We start from the raw sequence: 14,691 nt of genomic DNA, 5'->3' as shown, positions 1-14,691 counted from the left end.
TGAAGGAGAGAATGTGTAGTTACCGGCCCGCTTTGTGTTCCACTTCATTGCCCAATTCCGGTTCGGCAGTAATGAACCAGCGGGGCAGTTCCTGCTCATGTAATTTCCAGTGATTGGTTGAGTCCCGGGCAAGTGTTGCAGTGATCAGTCGCCCACTGCTGTCAACAACAGAAATATGGAAGTAAATGGCCACTGAGTTAATGCGGGCAAAATGAAATTCCCGTTCCTGCCCGTCGGTACATAAAATAGTAGTTGAAAAATCTGTTTCCATATTCAGTTTTTTTAACCTGGTACAAAGGTGCACAATAATCTCTCCATTATGACCGGAAATCGGGTTAAAAAGTGATTGGAATTCTTCAAGACATTGTAAACTAGTTGTTTATTTAGTTTGGTTAAGTTGTATATTTTCTCCACATCAATCGTTTTCGCTCATTTTTACTGTAAAATCGCAACAACTATTCCGCCTGAAAAATCGTAAATTGATAGTGCTGTTCTAATTGAATTATCTCTTTTCAAAACATCGTTCCCTTACATTATTTTATTCTAATTACTTATTGCCAAAAGCATGAAGAAGTCGATCATTGGCTGCTTGCTGCTGCTTATGCAATTATTTACCGCCCGTGCCGATCACATCACCGGCGGTGAAATGAATTATATATTTACCGGCATCAGTAATGGGATGTGCAACTACCAGGTAACCGCTAAATTATTTATGGATTGTTATAGTAACCGGCGATTGCCTGATCCTGCTTACTTTGGCATTTTTAATAAAGGGACCGGCGCTCATATAAAAGACATCAGCATTGGAATGGCCCACCAGGATAAACTTACATTGAGTAACCCGGGTCCCTGTATCACCAACCCGCCTTCTGTTTGTTATGATATTGGTTTTTATGAATTCAATGTAAGCCTGCCGCCTTCGGCAGAAGGATATGTTATAGTAATACAGGTTGTATATCGCGTACAGGGCATCAGCAACCTGGTACCGGCCTATGGCAACATCGGGGCTACGTATACCGGTGAAATTCCAGGCAATGGGGTGGTGCCATCGGGACCAGAAAACAGCAGTGCTGCTTTCAACGGCGATGATATGGTAGTGATCTGCGCCAATAACTCTTTCTCTTACAGTTTTGCAGCGGTAGATAACGACAACGACCAGCTGCGGTATTCATTTACCAATGCCTATGTGGGCGGTTCAGGCGGCGGTGGGTTAAATTTTCCACCGGCATCGCCACCCTATTCTTCAGTGCCCTACGGGTCCAATTACGGACCAGGCGCGCCATTAGGTGGCAATGTAAAGATCAATCCTAATACGGGTATGATAACCGGCGTGGCCCCGGGAGAAGGAATATATGTGGTAACGGTACAGGTAGAAGAGATCAGGAACGGAGTTGTCATTGCCACCCAGCGAAAAGACCTGCAGATCCGCATCACGGCATGCACCATTGCATCGGCTACCATACCGCCCGACTATATGCTTTGTAAAAATTCGCAAACCATAGCTCTGGCTAATTTAAGTACCAGTCCGCTTATAACCTCCACCACCTGGGAGCTGATCGATAACAAAGGGATTACTGTATTCTATTCAAACGACGCAGTTACCAATTATACATTTACCGATACAGGCGTTTATACCGTAAAACTGGTCATCAACCGTGGTCAGCAATGTTCTGATTCATCCGTTTCACAGGCCTATGTTTATCCTGGCTTTAAACCCGATTTTAACGTGAATGGCATTTGCTTTAAAAAGCCAACCAGGTTTTTTGATGCATCGGTTACTGCCTATGGCAAAGTTGATTCCTGGGACTGGAATTTTGGCGATGGAACCGGCAGTGATGTATCCTCGCAACCCTCGCCTGTCTATATCTATCAATCGATGGGTGTTAAAAACGTCCGGTTGATCGCCACCAATACAAAGGGCTGCCGCGATACTACGCTTAAAGATATTTCCATTGTTGAAAAGCCGCCTTTATCACTTGCTTTTCGCGATACGCTCATTTGTATTCCCGATGCGTTGCAATTGCAGGCTATTGGCAATGGTGTTTTCAGCTGGTCGCCCGCCACGGCCATGTTGAATGCAAATACAGCCACCCCCACAGTGAATCCTTTGACCACCATCTTCTATACAGTGCAGCTGGATGATAATGGCTGCATCAACCGCGATTCGGTACAGGTGCGCGTGGTAGATCATGTAACCTTGCTGGCAATGAATGATACCACCATTTGCCAGGGCGATACAGTTCGCCTGCATGTATCATCAGACGGATTAAAATATAACTGGACACCTGCAAACCAGGTGTTGAATGCAGCCGCCGCCAACCCCGACGTGGTAACAAGGGCCAGCACAAAATATGAAGTAACGGCCAACATTGGCAGTTGCATGGCCAAAGACCAGGTATTGGTTACAACCGTGCCATACCCGGTAGCGGATGCAGGCCCGGACACTACTATTTGCTTTAATACAAAAGCGCAATTGTTAGCCAGTACCGAGGCCATCCGGTTTGTATGGTTGCCTTCGCCGTCGCTAAGCAATATCAGCATCCTGAACCCGGTGGCTTCGCCAAAAACAAGTACGGCTTATGTGCTTTCGGCCTATGACAATAAAGGCTGTCCCAAACCAGGGTATGATACGGTGGTAGTGAATGTATTACCTCAAATAAAAGCATTTGCAGGCAGGGATACATCGGTAGTGATAAATCAATTGTTGCAATTACAGGCAAGCGGTGGTAAAGCCTACCGGTGGGTCCCGGCCACCAATTTATCGAATCCTGCTATTGCCAACCCTACGGCTGTGTATACCACCTCTTCCGCCGGCCTAACCTATAAAGTGTTGGTGTATAACGAAGCCAATTGTGTTGATTCTGCCTACATAAAAGTGAAAGTATTTCAAACTGTGCCTACTGTATTTGTGCCCAATGCGTTTACACCCAACAGCGATGGCAGAAACGACATGCTGCGCCCGATTGCAGTGGGGATAGCGCGCATAGATTATTTCGAGATCTTTAATCGTTGGGGGCAACTGGTGTTCAGAACATCGAGCAATGAGCATGGCTGGGATGGGACCATTGGTGGCAAAATACAGCCGGCAGGCACCTATGTGTGGATGGTAAAAGCCACTGATTATCTGGGAGCACCATACGTGCAACGGGGTACTCTGGTTTTAATTAGATAAGAGAATAGGTAGAATGCAAAAATATAAATTGTGGCGAATACCGCGTTGCGGCCTTGTTAATTTGTCAACCCTGTCAACTTTACCCCGCCACCTGTTTCCAGTCCATAGAGAAAACATTGTTCAGGCAAACGCACAGTTCACTGATGCGGGTGGGTTTGGTTAAGAAGAAGTGGGCGCCCAGCTGCATAATTTCCTGTTTGTCTTTTTGATTGCTGCTGGTAGTGTAAATAATAAGCGGAACGGTTGAATATTGCGGGAGCTTTTTGATCTCTATCAGGCATTCTTTGCCATTTAATTTGGGCATATTCAGGTCAAGGAAAATAAAATCGGGGAGCGGAACGGTGCCCTCTTTTAAATGCTTTAACGCTGACTCGCCGTTGTTGGCATAAAAGCATTCAAAAGGAATTTTTAAATCCTTCATGGCCTCATTAATGAACAGCTGATCATCTTCATCATCGTCTATAATAAAAAGGGTTTTCGTCTTGCTCATGAGGTGGTTAATAATTGATAAAATTACCAATTTTCAGGAGTAATTTCTCCCTCCGATAGAATATTTTAATCTGGCAATAAGTATAATTATTCAGGCACTACAAATACCGGGTTGCTAATTGAAAAGGCTCTGCTTATAGCAGTAATACGGGCAGGTGTTTGCCTGGTTCCCAAAATTGTTGTTGAAGTAGTACCTTCAGCCCTGCGATGCTGCCGGCAAACGATTGAGTTAATCCGCCGGTTAAACCAACGATTCTAAAATCAAATGAAAAAGTTTACGAAACGCCTGCTTATTGCGTCATTGCTGTTGCCTCTATGGATGCAGGCACAAAAACCGGGTTCAAACGGTGCCGTGCACCGCGATTACCTGGTAAATGCGATGGTACGGATAGCCGATCCGCTGTTAACGGCGCTCAGCAAAAACGAACTGAAAAAGAAAATGCCGGTAGAAGCCAAAACCAACGACCGGCAGAACTTTACCTACCTGGAAGCATTTGGCCGCTTACTGGCCGGTATGGCGCCCTGGCTGGAACTGGGGCCGGATAGCACCGCCGAAGGGAAACTGCGTAAGAAATATCTGGACCTATCTATCATTTGCATTCGCAATGGCACCGACCCTGCTGCCCTGGATTATATGAACTTTAATAAAGGCGGACAGGCCCTGGTAGATGCGGCGTTTTTGTCGCAGGCCCTGTTACGTGCGCCCAAACAGTTATGGGGACGCCTGGATGCCAAAACCCAAAAAAACGTGCTGGAGGCCCTCAAATCGTCGCGGGTAATAACGCCGGGGCATAGCAACTGGCTTTTTTTCAGCGCCATGGTGGAAGCGGCCCTATTACAATTTGAAGGCAGTTGCGATAAAATGCGGATAGACTATGCCGTATCACAACATTTACAATGGTACAAAGGCGATGGCGTTTATGGCGACGGCGCCAGTTTTCATTGGGATTATTACAATAGCTTCGTTATTCAGCCCATGTTTTTGGAAGTGTTGCAAACACTGATAAACAGTGGCCAGAATGAAAACAAAACCTATGAATTGGAATTAAGCCGGGCCAGGCGATACGCAGCCATCCAGGAACGTCTGATCTCACCGGAAGGCACCTATCCGCCTATTGGCCGCTCACTGACTTACCGGTTTGGTGCTTTTCAATTGTTGTCGAAGATGGCCCTGATGCACCAATTACCTGATGAGGTATTACCACAACAGGTGCGGTGTGCGTTGTATACGGTGGTGAAGCGGCAGTTGGAAATGCCCAATACTTTTGATGCAGCAGGCTGGTTAACAATAGGGCTGGCAGGCCACCAGCCCGGCGTTGGGGAACCGTATATTTCAACCGGCAGCCTGTATTTATGTTCTCAGGCCTTCCTGGTGTTGGGATTACAAGCCTCGGATGCCTTTTGGCAAAACGCCGATGCCGACTGGACCGCCAAAAAAGCCTGGAACGGCGAGCCCATTCCCATTGATCATGCTATTGAAAATTAATGAACCTATAGAATGAACAGAAAGATAAAGATCCTGTCAGTATCAGGAGGCATACGACCCACTTCATCCAATGCTTTACTGGTAAAGGAAATTCAAAAATGGGCGCCTGAAAATGTGGAGATATCCATTTATCAGGGACTGGCCACCCTGCCCGCATTTGATGATGGCCCGGCTTCGGAAACAGTAAATGACTGGATCCGGCAACTGACCGAAGCGGATGGGGTGTTAATTTGTTCTCCCGAATACGCTTTTGGCGTTCCCGGAGCATTGAAAAATGCCATTGAGTGGACGGTAAGATCGGGCGAGCTGGTAAATAAACCATTAGCCTTAATAACCGCGGCCTCAAGCGGCGATAAGGCGCATGCCGCCTGGCTGCAGATCTTTTCTGCCATATCATCAGACATTCCTCCGGGCGGGGCTTTGCTGATCCCATTTATCAAAACAAAATTCAATGAAAAAGGGGAGGTGTCGGATGTAGCTATAAAAGAAGCTATTTTGAAAACTGTGCAGGCGCTTATCCAATGCATTGAACAAAAGGCATCTGCGGCAGATGAGTGAAATTGACAATTGTTAAAAAATTGCAACCTGCTTTCTGAAGCCTTTTATCAGTGCGAACTTTGAACAGTTGTGGCGCGTTATTTGACCTTTAACATCCCATATTTGAAAAATTAAAAAGATGTTAAAGCGGTCATAAAGACCCAGCCTTTCAATCTGAAAAACCGTTTATAATAACCCGGAGGTCCTTTCAAATGCAGATAAAAACAATAATCACAACAACACTGGTTTTAGGTCTGATAGCGTTGGCTGCCTGTAAAAAAAATGATGCAGGTTCCGGTTCGGATGGAAATGCATCAACCAACAATTGCGTGGTGGGTCAAAGTGTGGAAGATGGAACCATTATTCCAGACCAATATATAATAGCATACCGGGAGTCGACTGCCACGGGAATTGATTTAACAACCACTGCACGAATTGCCTCTTTTACCAATACGGTATTGCAAAAACACAGCATTAACCTCAATGCTATAAAACAAAGCTTTTCCGGCGGTGCTAAAGGCTTTATTGCCCACTTAACAGCTGCTGAATTGTTCCGGTTGCGGAAGGATAGCAGCATCAGTAATATTGAGCAGGACCGCATTATAGCCTATGGTACCTGTTTTCAGGTGGTTGAACCAAAAACAATTACCTGGAATGTACAACGCGTAGGGTATGGCGATGGAACCGGTAAAACGGCCTGGATCATTGACTCAGGTATTGATTTCACCCATCCGGACCTGAATGCCGATTCTGCCCGCAGCAAATGTTTTATATCCGGCGTAACATCAGCCCGCGATGAAAATGGCCATGGCACGCACGTAGCCGGTATTATTGGCGCCAAGAACAACTCATATGGTGTTTTGGGGGTAGCCTCTGGGGCCAACCTGGTATCTTTAAGAGTATTTGATAAAGATGGTAAAGGCACATTAGGATCCATCATTCAGGCACTGTCTTACGTGAATTCAAATGCGAAAGCAGGTGATGTAGTGAATATGAGCCTGGGTGAAGATACCGTCTCCACTATTTTAGATCAGGCGGTTCAAAACACCGCAGCCAAAGGAATTTACATAGCTATTGCAGCAGGTAATGATCATAAGCCGGCTTCGCAGTTTTCGCCAGGCCGGGTGAATGCAAAAAATGTATATACAGTAGCAGCAGTTGATAGTGTTGATAATTTTGCATCGTTTTCAAATTATGGTAACGATGTGGTGGATTATGCGGCGCCTGGTGTAAAGATAACCTCTACCTACATGGGGGGCAAGTACGCTATTTTCAGCGGTACATCCATGGCGGCCCCGCACGTTGCCGGTTTATTATTGTTGGACGGGAATGCTATAAAGTCATCCGGAACAGCCGTAAACGACCCCGCGTCAGCGCCTACCCCTATTGCCCATAAATAATTCCCATAAATAATTAATACAGAACTGAATTAGTATTCATATTGGGGAATTTGTTGCCCAGGATATGCTGGTTTTAAATTTCGATGGATTATGATCCATGAGTTTAAAACAGAAAAAGCCGCGCAGATATATATTTACCGGAAAGATCGATGAGTTCTTTACCGATGTGTATACATTCGGGCAGTTCATTTCACGCTTTTTTAAAAGTCTGTTTTTACCTCCCTACGAGTTTAAGGAAATAGTGAGGCAGAGTTATTCAATAGGGGTAAAGAGCTTACCTCTTATAACACTCACAGGATTCATCACAGGCATCGTCTTCACCAAACAAAGCCGGCCTTCGTTGTCAGATTTTGGCGCTACCTCATGGCTGCCGTCACTGGTAACTATTGCCATTATCAGGGCGCTGGCGCCGTTGGTAACCGGCCTGATCACTGCCGGTAAAGTAGGTTCAAACATTGGCGCCGAACTGGGCTCCATGAAAGTAACCGAGCAAATAGACGCCATGGAAGTATCGGCTACCAATCCCTTTAAATTCCTGGTGGTTACCCGGGTAATTGCTACCTCCATAATGGTTCCGTTGTTAATGTTGTATATGGCCTTGCTGGCCCTGCTGGGTGCGTTTGTAAATGTGCACAGCAATGAACAAACCAGTTTTGTTTCCTTCGTTGAAAATGGATTTCACAGCATTAATTTCCTTGATATTTATTCCTCGTTTATAAAAACAATACTATTCGGATTTACAATTGGCATTGTAGGTTGCTACCAGGGATATAACACTACCCAGGGAACACAGGGCGTAGGCCGTGCTGCCAATAGCTCGGTAGTGATGGCCATGTTCCTGATTTTTATAGAAGAAATTATTGTAGTACAGATCATCAATTGGTTCAGAATGCCCTGATGGAAAAGAAGAACAAACATATCGACAGAACAAAAAAGGTTATTTCCATACATGAACTGTATAAATCTTTTGGAACAAACCATGTGTTGCGCGGCATAGACCTGGATGTTTACCAGGGTGAGAATGTAGTGGTGCTGGGCAGATCGGGAACCGGTAAATCGGTGTTGATAAAGATCATTGCAGGGTTGCTGAAACCAGATAAAGGTTCGGTGAATGTATTGGGTAAAGATGTGGCAGGGATCAGCTACCCTGAAATGGAACAATTGCGATTGCGCATCGGGTTTTCTTTTCAGAGCAGCGCCCTGTATGATAGCATGACAGTACGTGAGAACCTGGAGTTCCCGCTGTTGCGCAATTCAAAACATTTGACCGCTGAACAGGTAACGAAGGCTGTTGAAAATGCACTCGAAGCGGTTGGGTTATCGCAAACCGTCAACCAATGGCCGGCAGAGCTCTCCGGCGGTCAGCGGAAACGGATAGGCATAGCACGAACACTGATTATGCAGCCGGCAATTATGTTGTATGATGAACCTACTGCCGGCCTCGATCCTATTACCAGCATGGAAATAAACGACCTTATTAATGAAGTGCAGGAACGGTTCAACACCAGTTCTATAATTATTACGCATGACCTTACCTGTGCCAAAGCAACGGGCGACAAACTGGCGGTTTTGCTGGATGGCCGGTTTGTAAAGGAAGGCACGTTTGAAGAAGTGTTTGCCAGTGAAGATGAACGATTGAAAAGTTTTTACAATTACAATTTTATTACCTGATTTATACCATTAAAAATATTATCTGATGAGCACGGAAAAAAACAAACGCGCAGTGATCGTTGGCCTGTTTGTAACCATAGGTCTGCTGATTTTTTTAGTTGGCATATTTACCCTGGGAGGCCAGAAAAAAACATTTACCCCCTCTATTAAGGTAGTGGCCGTTTTTAATGACGTAAATGGTTTACAAAAGGGAGGAAACGTTTGGTTTTCGGGCGTTAAAGTAGGTACGGTGAAAGCAGTTGACTTTGATGGCAGCTCCAAAATAAGAGTAACCATGCAAATCGAGAAAAAAGCACAGGAGTTCATTCGTAAAGATGCTAAAGCTAAAGTGGGCTCGGAAGGATTTATAGGTAATAAACTGGTAGTTATATATGGTGGATCTCCCAAGGCCGAAGCTATTGAAGGTGGGGAGCAATTGCAGGTGGAAAACACGTTAAGCACCGATGATGTAATGGCCACGCTGCAAAAAAACAATGAGAACCTGGTTGCTATTACTACCGATTTTAAAACGGTAAGCAGCCGGCTGGTAAAAGGCGAAGGTACCGCCGGAGCACTGCTGACCGATGCTACTTTATATAAAAGCCTGGCAAATACCGCTACCAATTTGCAGCAGGCTGCGCACAACAGCGAACTGTTAAGCAGCCGTATTGCGGCCTACACGGCGGAGTTGGATAAGCCGGGCAGCCTGGCCAACGGGCTGGTGCACGATACCATGATAATGGCCAATTTACAGGCGGCCGTAAAACAAATAAATAATGCAGCCGATGCTGCCCACACATTTACAGCCAATTTAAAATCGGTTAGCGATCAGTTACACACAAACGATAATACACTTGGCTTATTATTAAATGATCCCGCAACTGCCCAACAAGTGAAAGCCCTTATTGAGAACCTTAACTCAGGAAGCACCAAGCTCGACGATGACCTGGAAGCAATTCAGCATAATTTTTTATTCCGCGGGTATTTCAGAAAGAAGGCTAAACAGGAAGAAAAAGCCCGTAAAGAAGCAGAGAAAAACAGTAAACCATAAAAGATTTTCAAGACACACAACACCGATCTATTTAACTGTTAAAATTGCCTTAATGGGCCCGTTTGGCAAACCACTTGCCCCTGTATATGTTAATATAGGGTAAGCAGATTTTATTTAAATACCATTAATCAAAAATCGAGTGAATGCCAAAATCCAACCATCCCAAATTCAAAGCATTAATCTTTCTTCCGGCGTTATTGCTAATTGTTGCATGTTTCATGTATGCAGCACCTGCAGCCAGTTTTCTGAACAATAAAAAAGCCGTTACGGCTACTCCTGTGAAGGATTCAGCTATGGTCAACACCAATGAATCCGTTAACCAGTATAGCGGTTTGTATGGTCAAATGAAATTAGACAGTCTGGGACTTTCCCAAACTGCCTTTACCTATGCGTTGCAGGGGTATACCGACCTGGTTTCTGATGGGTCAATAAAAAACGACCGCATTCTTAGCATTGTTGATTTTAGTTTGCCTTCCAACAAAAAGAGGTTGTTTGTAATTGATGTAACTACCGGTAAATTGTTGTTCAACACCTTTGTTTCGCATGGCAGGAATTCGGGCAAGGAAATGGCCACAGAGTTTTCAAATGACGCCAACAGTTTTAAGAGTAGTCTGGGTTTTTATGTAACGGGAGCTACTTATTCAGGCGAACACGGCTATTCACTACACCTCGATGGAAAGGAAGCAGGCATCAATGACAACGCGTACAGCAGAAGTATTGTGATGCACGCCGCTAATTATGTGAATGAAAAAATCATTAAAGCGTATGGCTGCCTGGGCCGTAGTTTAGGCTGCCCTGCAGTGCCGCCAGCTTTACACAAGGCCATTATCAATACCATAAAAGATGGCAGTTGTTTGTTCCTGTATAGCCCCGATTCATTCTATGTTTCACATTCCAAAATGATAATTCAGCCGGGATTGCCGCAACAACCCGTAATTACCGGTTAACGATAGGAATATCCACAACAATAAAAAGGCCCCCTCCTTGCCTCCTCCGCCAGCTGGCGGAGAGGTTGGAGGGGGCCGTCCTTTTGGTTTTTCAAACAGTGAATAAGCCATTCACTAAAAATCTTTATATCAATAGCGCATAGTAGGGCAATCGAGCGAGGTTTTTTTACCAAACGTATATATTAAGCCAATTGAATAATTCGAGTAATGATCGTTTGTATTGGGGTTGGCCGATTGGCTGAATCCATCGATATAATCATTGAACGTAAAGCGGTAAGAAGCCTCCGCCATGAGGGACAGGTTGTTTGATATAGAATACCGAACCCCAACGCCCACGGGAATTACCGCAATAGTACCGGGCAGGGAATGCACACTGTCAGCCGCCAATCCATTCAGCATAGCGGAATCGGTGACGAAATAATCGTAATTAAGATTCTGCCAGCCGCGGTTAATATGCAATGAGGCTATGCCTGCACCAGCAAAAATATAAGGGGATAAAATCTTTCTTTCGCCGTAGTTATTTCTTAAAACATTCCATACCAGCAGTTCCGAAATTTCAGTATTCCGGGCATTGAACCAGAAACTACGTTGTTTTCGCCAGGCAGGGTCATCGTAATTGGCTTCATCGGCCCATAGCTTACCATGGGCAAGATTTGTTCTCAATGAAAATGACGGGGAAAGTAAACGGTTGTAAAAAAGATTGAACGCAAAGCCGGGTGTTTTAAAGGCGCCGGCCTTTTCGGGAGTTAAATCGCCCTGGTAAACAAACATGCCTATACTACCCCCTATTTCATGTTTAGGAATAGTTACGCTCGTTTGCGCCCGGGCGCTATTAAATAAACTACATACTATAAGAGAAATTACAAAAGCTTTTCCGGAACTCACTTTCATTTATTGGATGTTTAGTCGGGTAAAAAAGGGTCATAAACAAATGAATTTGTTATAGAATGGGTAGTAAGTATTTAATTACAAGTAGACGTAGGGATCGATTGCTCTATTTTATTTACGAAATGGAGTAGGGAACAGTTAAATGAGAATTGTTAAATAGTTACAGCTATTTACTTAGGAAGGAGGTTATCTGGGAAGTTTAATGATGTGCAAATTTTGCAACCACTAAATAAACCGTGATTGTATCAGCAAAAGTCAGGCCACCTATAAAAACTTATTGTAATGGATACTTGTTTCTACTTAGAGAATGTGAAAAATAAATTGTTGCCGGGAAGAAATAAAAAAGTCCTGTGGAAACAGGACTTTGCACTTTAAAAGTAACACCCATGAAAAACTAATTACTAGTTGTTCACTTATCTATTTAGACGGCGTCTAGAAAGTATCATTGTGGCCGGTTTAAGATTCTTATAACTTTTTAATGCCGCTTTAATTATTTGGTGCTCCGGCATCAATCCAGCAGGTAATGGTAGCCTTTTGGGCTGCGGTAAAACTGGCGTCCCGGGGCATTGCACCACTCGCTACCGCCGTCCGGATCTGCGCTTTGGCGTTAAAGATCTGTATATAGGTTGTAAGCGCTCCCGGGCCATTCAAACTTCCACTATTGTGGCAACCGGATTTTGCACAGCTTGCGCCCATTAAAGGACTTACACTGCCTGAAAAGGTGGTAGTAATAGTACTGCAGTCAACTGTGCCCGTGTCGGAGCCATTATCATTGCTGCTCTTTTTACAGGCATTGGCCAGTGCTACAACCAATAGGATAACTACTGCCAGCGTGGTCGATTTTTTCATACAAGAGGTTTTATCGGATAAAAACTATTATGCTTGCACTTCTACGATACAACAGTAAAAAGGGTTGCCGGTCGGAAGGCAGCATATAACCTCCATGTATATACAAAAATTGCTCTGACTGCCTGAAATTAGTTCCTATATTAATAATTGCAATTATGTTATAGACGAAACCGGCAAATGTATCGGGGAAATGACTTTATTGATGTTAGCTTTTCTTCCAGTTATTGATGAATTGAACGTAGCTATCGCTGATAGGCAGTTCAACAGCAGAAGATAATTGTACTTTCCGGTTTTGAATGGCCTTAACCCGGGAAACAGCTACAATATAACTTCGATGTATTCTTTGAAACTTACCGGCTGGTAATTTATCCAGCACTTTTTTCATCGATAGCAGGGTTAATATGGGTTTTGCGCCGGCAATATGGATCTTTATATAATCTTCCAGGCTCTCGATGTATTCAATATCATTAAGCGGAATTTTCACCAGTTTGTATTCTGAATGAACAAACAGGCTGTCGTTCTCTTCCTGTGATAAAGTGTTCTTATACTTATAATAATCGATTGCCTTATGTACCGCCCTGGTAAACCGGTCGAAATTGATTGGCTTTAGCAGGTAATCCACGGCGTCCAGTTCAAACCCTTCAATGGCAAATTGCTTATGCGCTGTAGTGAAAATGACCAGTGGCTTTTCTTGCAAAGAACGTACCAGATCAATGCCTGTAATATCAGGCATATTGATGTCAATAAACAACAGATCAACCTTTGTATTCCGTAATAATTCAACGGCCGAAATAGCATCATCGAATGTATGCACCAGCTTTAACTGCGGAAAGCGCGAGATATACTCCTGTAAAAGTTCCAGAGCAAGCGGCTCGTCATCAATAGCAACACATTTCAATTGCATAATAAAAGGGTTTAAGCCAGTACGATCAATTCTACGGAAAAGAAGCCATTTTCGTTGGTTATATTCAGCAAATGTTTATTCGGGTATAAATGTTCCAGTCGTTTTTTTGCATTGGCAATGCCAATACCAGTACGTTGCGGGGTACCGGCGGGGATGAAGATCTTGTTGTGACAATAGAATGTAATACTGCGTTCGTCGGCGGTTAATTGAATAGTGATGGTAGCGCTTTCGTGACTGCTGATGCCATATTTGAACACATTCTCGACAAATGTGATCAATAATAATGGCACTATAGTTTTATCTTCCAGCGTGCCCTTTACACTAAATTCAACCTGTGTTTTTTTATTTAACCGCAGCCGTTGCAATTCAATAAAATCATGAATACAATCAACCTCCAGCTGTAACGGAACATAATGCTTCGAAACGTCATCGGTTACATATCGCATAATGTTCGACAGTTTCATAATGCTGTCGGCCGTTTTTTCATTTTTGGTGGTGGCCAGCGAGTAAATATTGTTCAGGGTATTGAATAAGAAGTGTGGATTGATCTGCGCTTTTAAAAAGGAGAGCTCAGCGTGTGCCCGGTCTGCTTCGGCACGAGCCACCTGTTGCAGCGAATTGCGCCACTGGCGGGTAACCTGGATGGCCATCCCCAGAGCAATGGTCATAATATAAAGAAAGATACTTACGATATCTATCCGCATCGACCTTGGTCCCCTGGGGCCTTGCGGCGGCTCTCCTCCTGGTTGATGCGGCCCGCCATGACCCGGATTAAACCCACTGGATGGTGGATTGAAATGATGCCGTTGGTGCTGCAATAACTGTTCAAATGGCCGGGCATAAGAAACCACCACAAATAAGATCAAGATAGTAACGATATAGAACAGGTACTTTTTTCTGAAATAAAGCGCTGGGATCAGCCAGTAGGCATTCAGATAAAAGATGCCAATATAGGTAAGGCCGAAGATCCAATAGCCGGGGGAGGTTACGATGGATAGCATGCCCTCATTCCCCATTTGTCCGCTCATGAAAAGCAGGGGCAGGGCTAAAAAAGCTAACCCGGCAAACAGATGAATGAGAAAGTCAGATATTTTTGAATAAGGCATGGTACAAAGTAATAAACTTGGAATTAAAGATTCTTGATTGTATCGATAGTTTAATGAAATGTATGGGTGTGTGAGACAGGAAGGTTGACCAGTTGACCGATTGACGAGTTAACACGTCAACTGGTCAACTTGTTAACTGGTTAACTCGTTGAATCTGTTTGTTTTAACTCTGATCTCAATATTCTATAACCTTTTCCCCAAATTTTATAAAC

14 protein-coding genes are annotated in these 14,691 nt (G+C 44.2%); 8 read left to right on the top strand and 6 right to left on the bottom strand.

Annotated elements, in window-relative coordinates:
- Positions 1–19 precede the first annotated feature (19 nt).
- Positions 20–271, bottom strand: a complete 252-nt coding sequence (locus NIAKO_RS30660) for a hypothetical protein (RefSeq protein ID WP_014222365.1) — start codon at positions 269–271, stop codon at positions 20–22.
- A 294-nt stretch (positions 272–565) separates the two neighbouring features.
- Between NIAKO_RS30660 and NIAKO_RS30655 the strand changes: the two genes are divergently transcribed.
- A complete protein-coding gene (locus NIAKO_RS30655; RefSeq protein WP_014222364.1) occupies positions 566–3,172 on the top strand; it encodes a PKD domain-containing protein in 2,607 nt (868 codons plus the stop codon).
- Positions 3,173–3,251: 79 nt separating this feature from the next.
- Here the strand turns inward: NIAKO_RS30655 and NIAKO_RS30650 are convergent, their stop codons facing one another.
- Positions 3,252–3,662: a response regulator gene (locus NIAKO_RS30650; protein WP_014222363.1), complete on the bottom strand. Its 411-nt coding sequence runs from the start codon at positions 3,660–3,662 to the stop codon at positions 3,252–3,254.
- 264 nt (positions 3,663–3,926) lie between these two features.
- Here NIAKO_RS30650 and NIAKO_RS30645 point away from each other — a divergent pair, with 264 nt between their 5' ends.
- From NIAKO_RS30645 to NIAKO_RS30615, 7 genes are all read left to right on the top strand, one after another.
- Entirely contained in the window at positions 3,927–5,147 is a 1,221-nt protein-coding gene (locus NIAKO_RS30645) for a DUF2264 domain-containing protein (protein WP_014222362.1), read from the top strand.
- Positions 5,148–5,159: 12 nt separating this feature from the next.
- Positions 5,160–5,705 carry an NADPH-dependent FMN reductase gene (locus tag NIAKO_RS30640; RefSeq protein WP_014222361.1) on the top strand — a complete coding sequence of 182 codons (546 nt, stop codon included), beginning with the start codon at positions 5,160–5,162 and terminating at the stop codon, positions 5,703–5,705.
- Positions 5,706–5,896: 191 nt separating this feature from the next.
- The gene (locus NIAKO_RS30635; RefSeq protein WP_014222360.1) at positions 5,897–7,084 is read left to right on the top strand and encodes a S8 family serine peptidase; all 1,188 of its coding nucleotides are present in this window, start codon (positions 5,897–5,899) and stop codon (positions 7,082–7,084) included.
- Between the two features lie 97 nt (positions 7,085–7,181).
- Positions 7,182–7,982 carry an MlaE family ABC transporter permease gene (locus NIAKO_RS30630; protein WP_014222359.1) on the top strand — a complete coding sequence of 267 codons (801 nt, stop codon included), beginning with the start codon at positions 7,182–7,184 and terminating at the stop codon, positions 7,980–7,982.
- A complete protein-coding gene (locus tag NIAKO_RS30625) occupies positions 7,982–8,755 on the top strand; it encodes an ABC transporter ATP-binding protein (protein ID WP_014222358.1) in 774 nt (257 codons plus the stop codon). The genes NIAKO_RS30630 and NIAKO_RS30625 overlap by 1 nt, the downstream gene beginning before the upstream one ends.
- Before the next feature lie 25 nt (positions 8,756–8,780).
- Positions 8,781–9,785, top strand: a complete 1,005-nt coding sequence (locus NIAKO_RS30620) for an MlaD family protein (RefSeq protein WP_014222357.1) — start codon at positions 8,781–8,783, stop codon at positions 9,783–9,785.
- 143 nt (positions 9,786–9,928) lie between these two features.
- The gene (locus tag NIAKO_RS30615) at positions 9,929–10,732 is read left to right on the top strand and encodes a murein L,D-transpeptidase catalytic domain family protein (protein ID WP_014222356.1); all 804 of its coding nucleotides are present in this window, start codon (positions 9,929–9,931) and stop codon (positions 10,730–10,732) included.
- Positions 10,733–10,861: 129 nt separating this feature from the next.
- On the opposite strand, the gene NIAKO_RS30610 is transcribed toward NIAKO_RS30615, so the two are convergent.
- The 4 genes from NIAKO_RS30610 to NIAKO_RS30595 all read right to left on the bottom strand — a co-directional run bounded on the left by NIAKO_RS30610 (position 10,862) and on the right by NIAKO_RS30595 (position 14,479).
- Complete coding sequence (locus NIAKO_RS30610) at positions 10,862–11,623, bottom strand: DUF6089 family protein (protein ID WP_014222354.1); 762 nt, start codon at positions 11,621–11,623, stop codon at positions 10,862–10,864.
- A 483-nt stretch (positions 11,624–12,106) separates the two neighbouring features.
- Entirely contained in the window at positions 12,107–12,469 is a 363-nt protein-coding gene (locus tag NIAKO_RS30605) for a hypothetical protein (protein ID WP_014222353.1), read from the bottom strand.
- A 205-nt stretch (positions 12,470–12,674) separates the two neighbouring features.
- Positions 12,675–13,373, bottom strand: coding sequence for a LytR/AlgR family response regulator transcription factor (locus NIAKO_RS30600; protein ID WP_014222352.1), 699 nt, complete (start codon positions 13,371–13,373; stop codon positions 12,675–12,677).
- A gap of 11 nt (positions 13,374–13,384) precedes the next feature.
- Positions 13,385–14,479: a sensor histidine kinase gene (locus NIAKO_RS30595; RefSeq protein WP_014222351.1), complete on the bottom strand. Its 1,095-nt coding sequence runs from the start codon at positions 14,477–14,479 to the stop codon at positions 13,385–13,387.
- Between the last annotated feature and the right edge of the window lie 212 nt (positions 14,480–14,691).

It is taken from the genome of Niastella koreensis GR20-10 (genome assembly GCF_000246855.1).
Classification (GTDB): Bacteria; Bacteroidota; Bacteroidia; order Chitinophagales; family Chitinophagaceae; genus Niastella; species Niastella koreensis.
The sequence above is the reverse complement of the archived record's forward strand: the minus strand, read 5'-3'. Positions and strand labels throughout refer to the sequence as shown.

What these genes read in the sequence shown, in the direction of transcription:
- NIAKO_RS30600 (WP_014222352.1), bottom strand. Translation starts at nt 13,373, where the DNA reads ATGCAATTGAAATGTGTTGCTATTGATGACGAGCCGCTTGCTCTGGAA.
- NIAKO_RS30660 (WP_014222365.1), bottom strand. Translation starts at nt 271, where the DNA reads ATGGAAACAGATTTTTCAACTACTATTTTATGTACCGACGGGCAGGAA.
- NIAKO_RS30615 (WP_014222356.1), top strand. Translation starts at nt 9,929, where the DNA reads ATGCCAAAATCCAACCATCCCAAATTCAAAGCATTAATCTTTCTTCCG.
- NIAKO_RS30645 (WP_014222362.1), top strand. Translation starts at nt 3,927, where the DNA reads ATGAAAAAGTTTACGAAACGCCTGCTTATTGCGTCATTGCTGTTGCCT.
- NIAKO_RS30595 (WP_014222351.1), bottom strand. Translation starts at nt 14,479, where the DNA reads ATGCCTTATTCAAAAATATCTGACTTTCTCATTCATCTGTTTGCCGGG.
- NIAKO_RS30610 (WP_014222354.1), bottom strand. Translation starts at nt 11,623, where the DNA reads ATGAAAGTGAGTTCCGGAAAAGCTTTTGTAATTTCTCTTATAGTATGT.
- NIAKO_RS30620 (WP_014222357.1), top strand. Translation starts at nt 8,781, where the DNA reads ATGAGCACGGAAAAAAACAAACGCGCAGTGATCGTTGGCCTGTTTGTA.
- NIAKO_RS30630 (WP_014222359.1), top strand. Translation starts at nt 7,182, where the DNA reads ATGAGTTTAAAACAGAAAAAGCCGCGCAGATATATATTTACCGGAAAG.
- NIAKO_RS30635 (WP_014222360.1), top strand. Translation starts at nt 5,897, where the DNA reads ATGCAGATAAAAACAATAATCACAACAACACTGGTTTTAGGTCTGATA.
- NIAKO_RS30605 (WP_014222353.1), bottom strand. Translation starts at nt 12,469, where the DNA reads ATGAAAAAATCGACCACGCTGGCAGTAGTTATCCTATTGGTTGTAGCA.
- NIAKO_RS30640 (WP_014222361.1), top strand. Translation starts at nt 5,160, where the DNA reads ATGAACAGAAAGATAAAGATCCTGTCAGTATCAGGAGGCATACGACCC.
- NIAKO_RS30625 (WP_014222358.1), top strand. Translation starts at nt 7,982, where the DNA reads ATGGAAAAGAAGAACAAACATATCGACAGAACAAAAAAGGTTATTTCC.
- NIAKO_RS30650 (WP_014222363.1), bottom strand. Translation starts at nt 3,662, where the DNA reads ATGAGCAAGACGAAAACCCTTTTTATTATAGACGATGATGAAGATGAT.
- NIAKO_RS30655 (WP_014222364.1), top strand. Translation starts at nt 566, where the DNA reads ATGAAGAAGTCGATCATTGGCTGCTTGCTGCTGCTTATGCAATTATTT.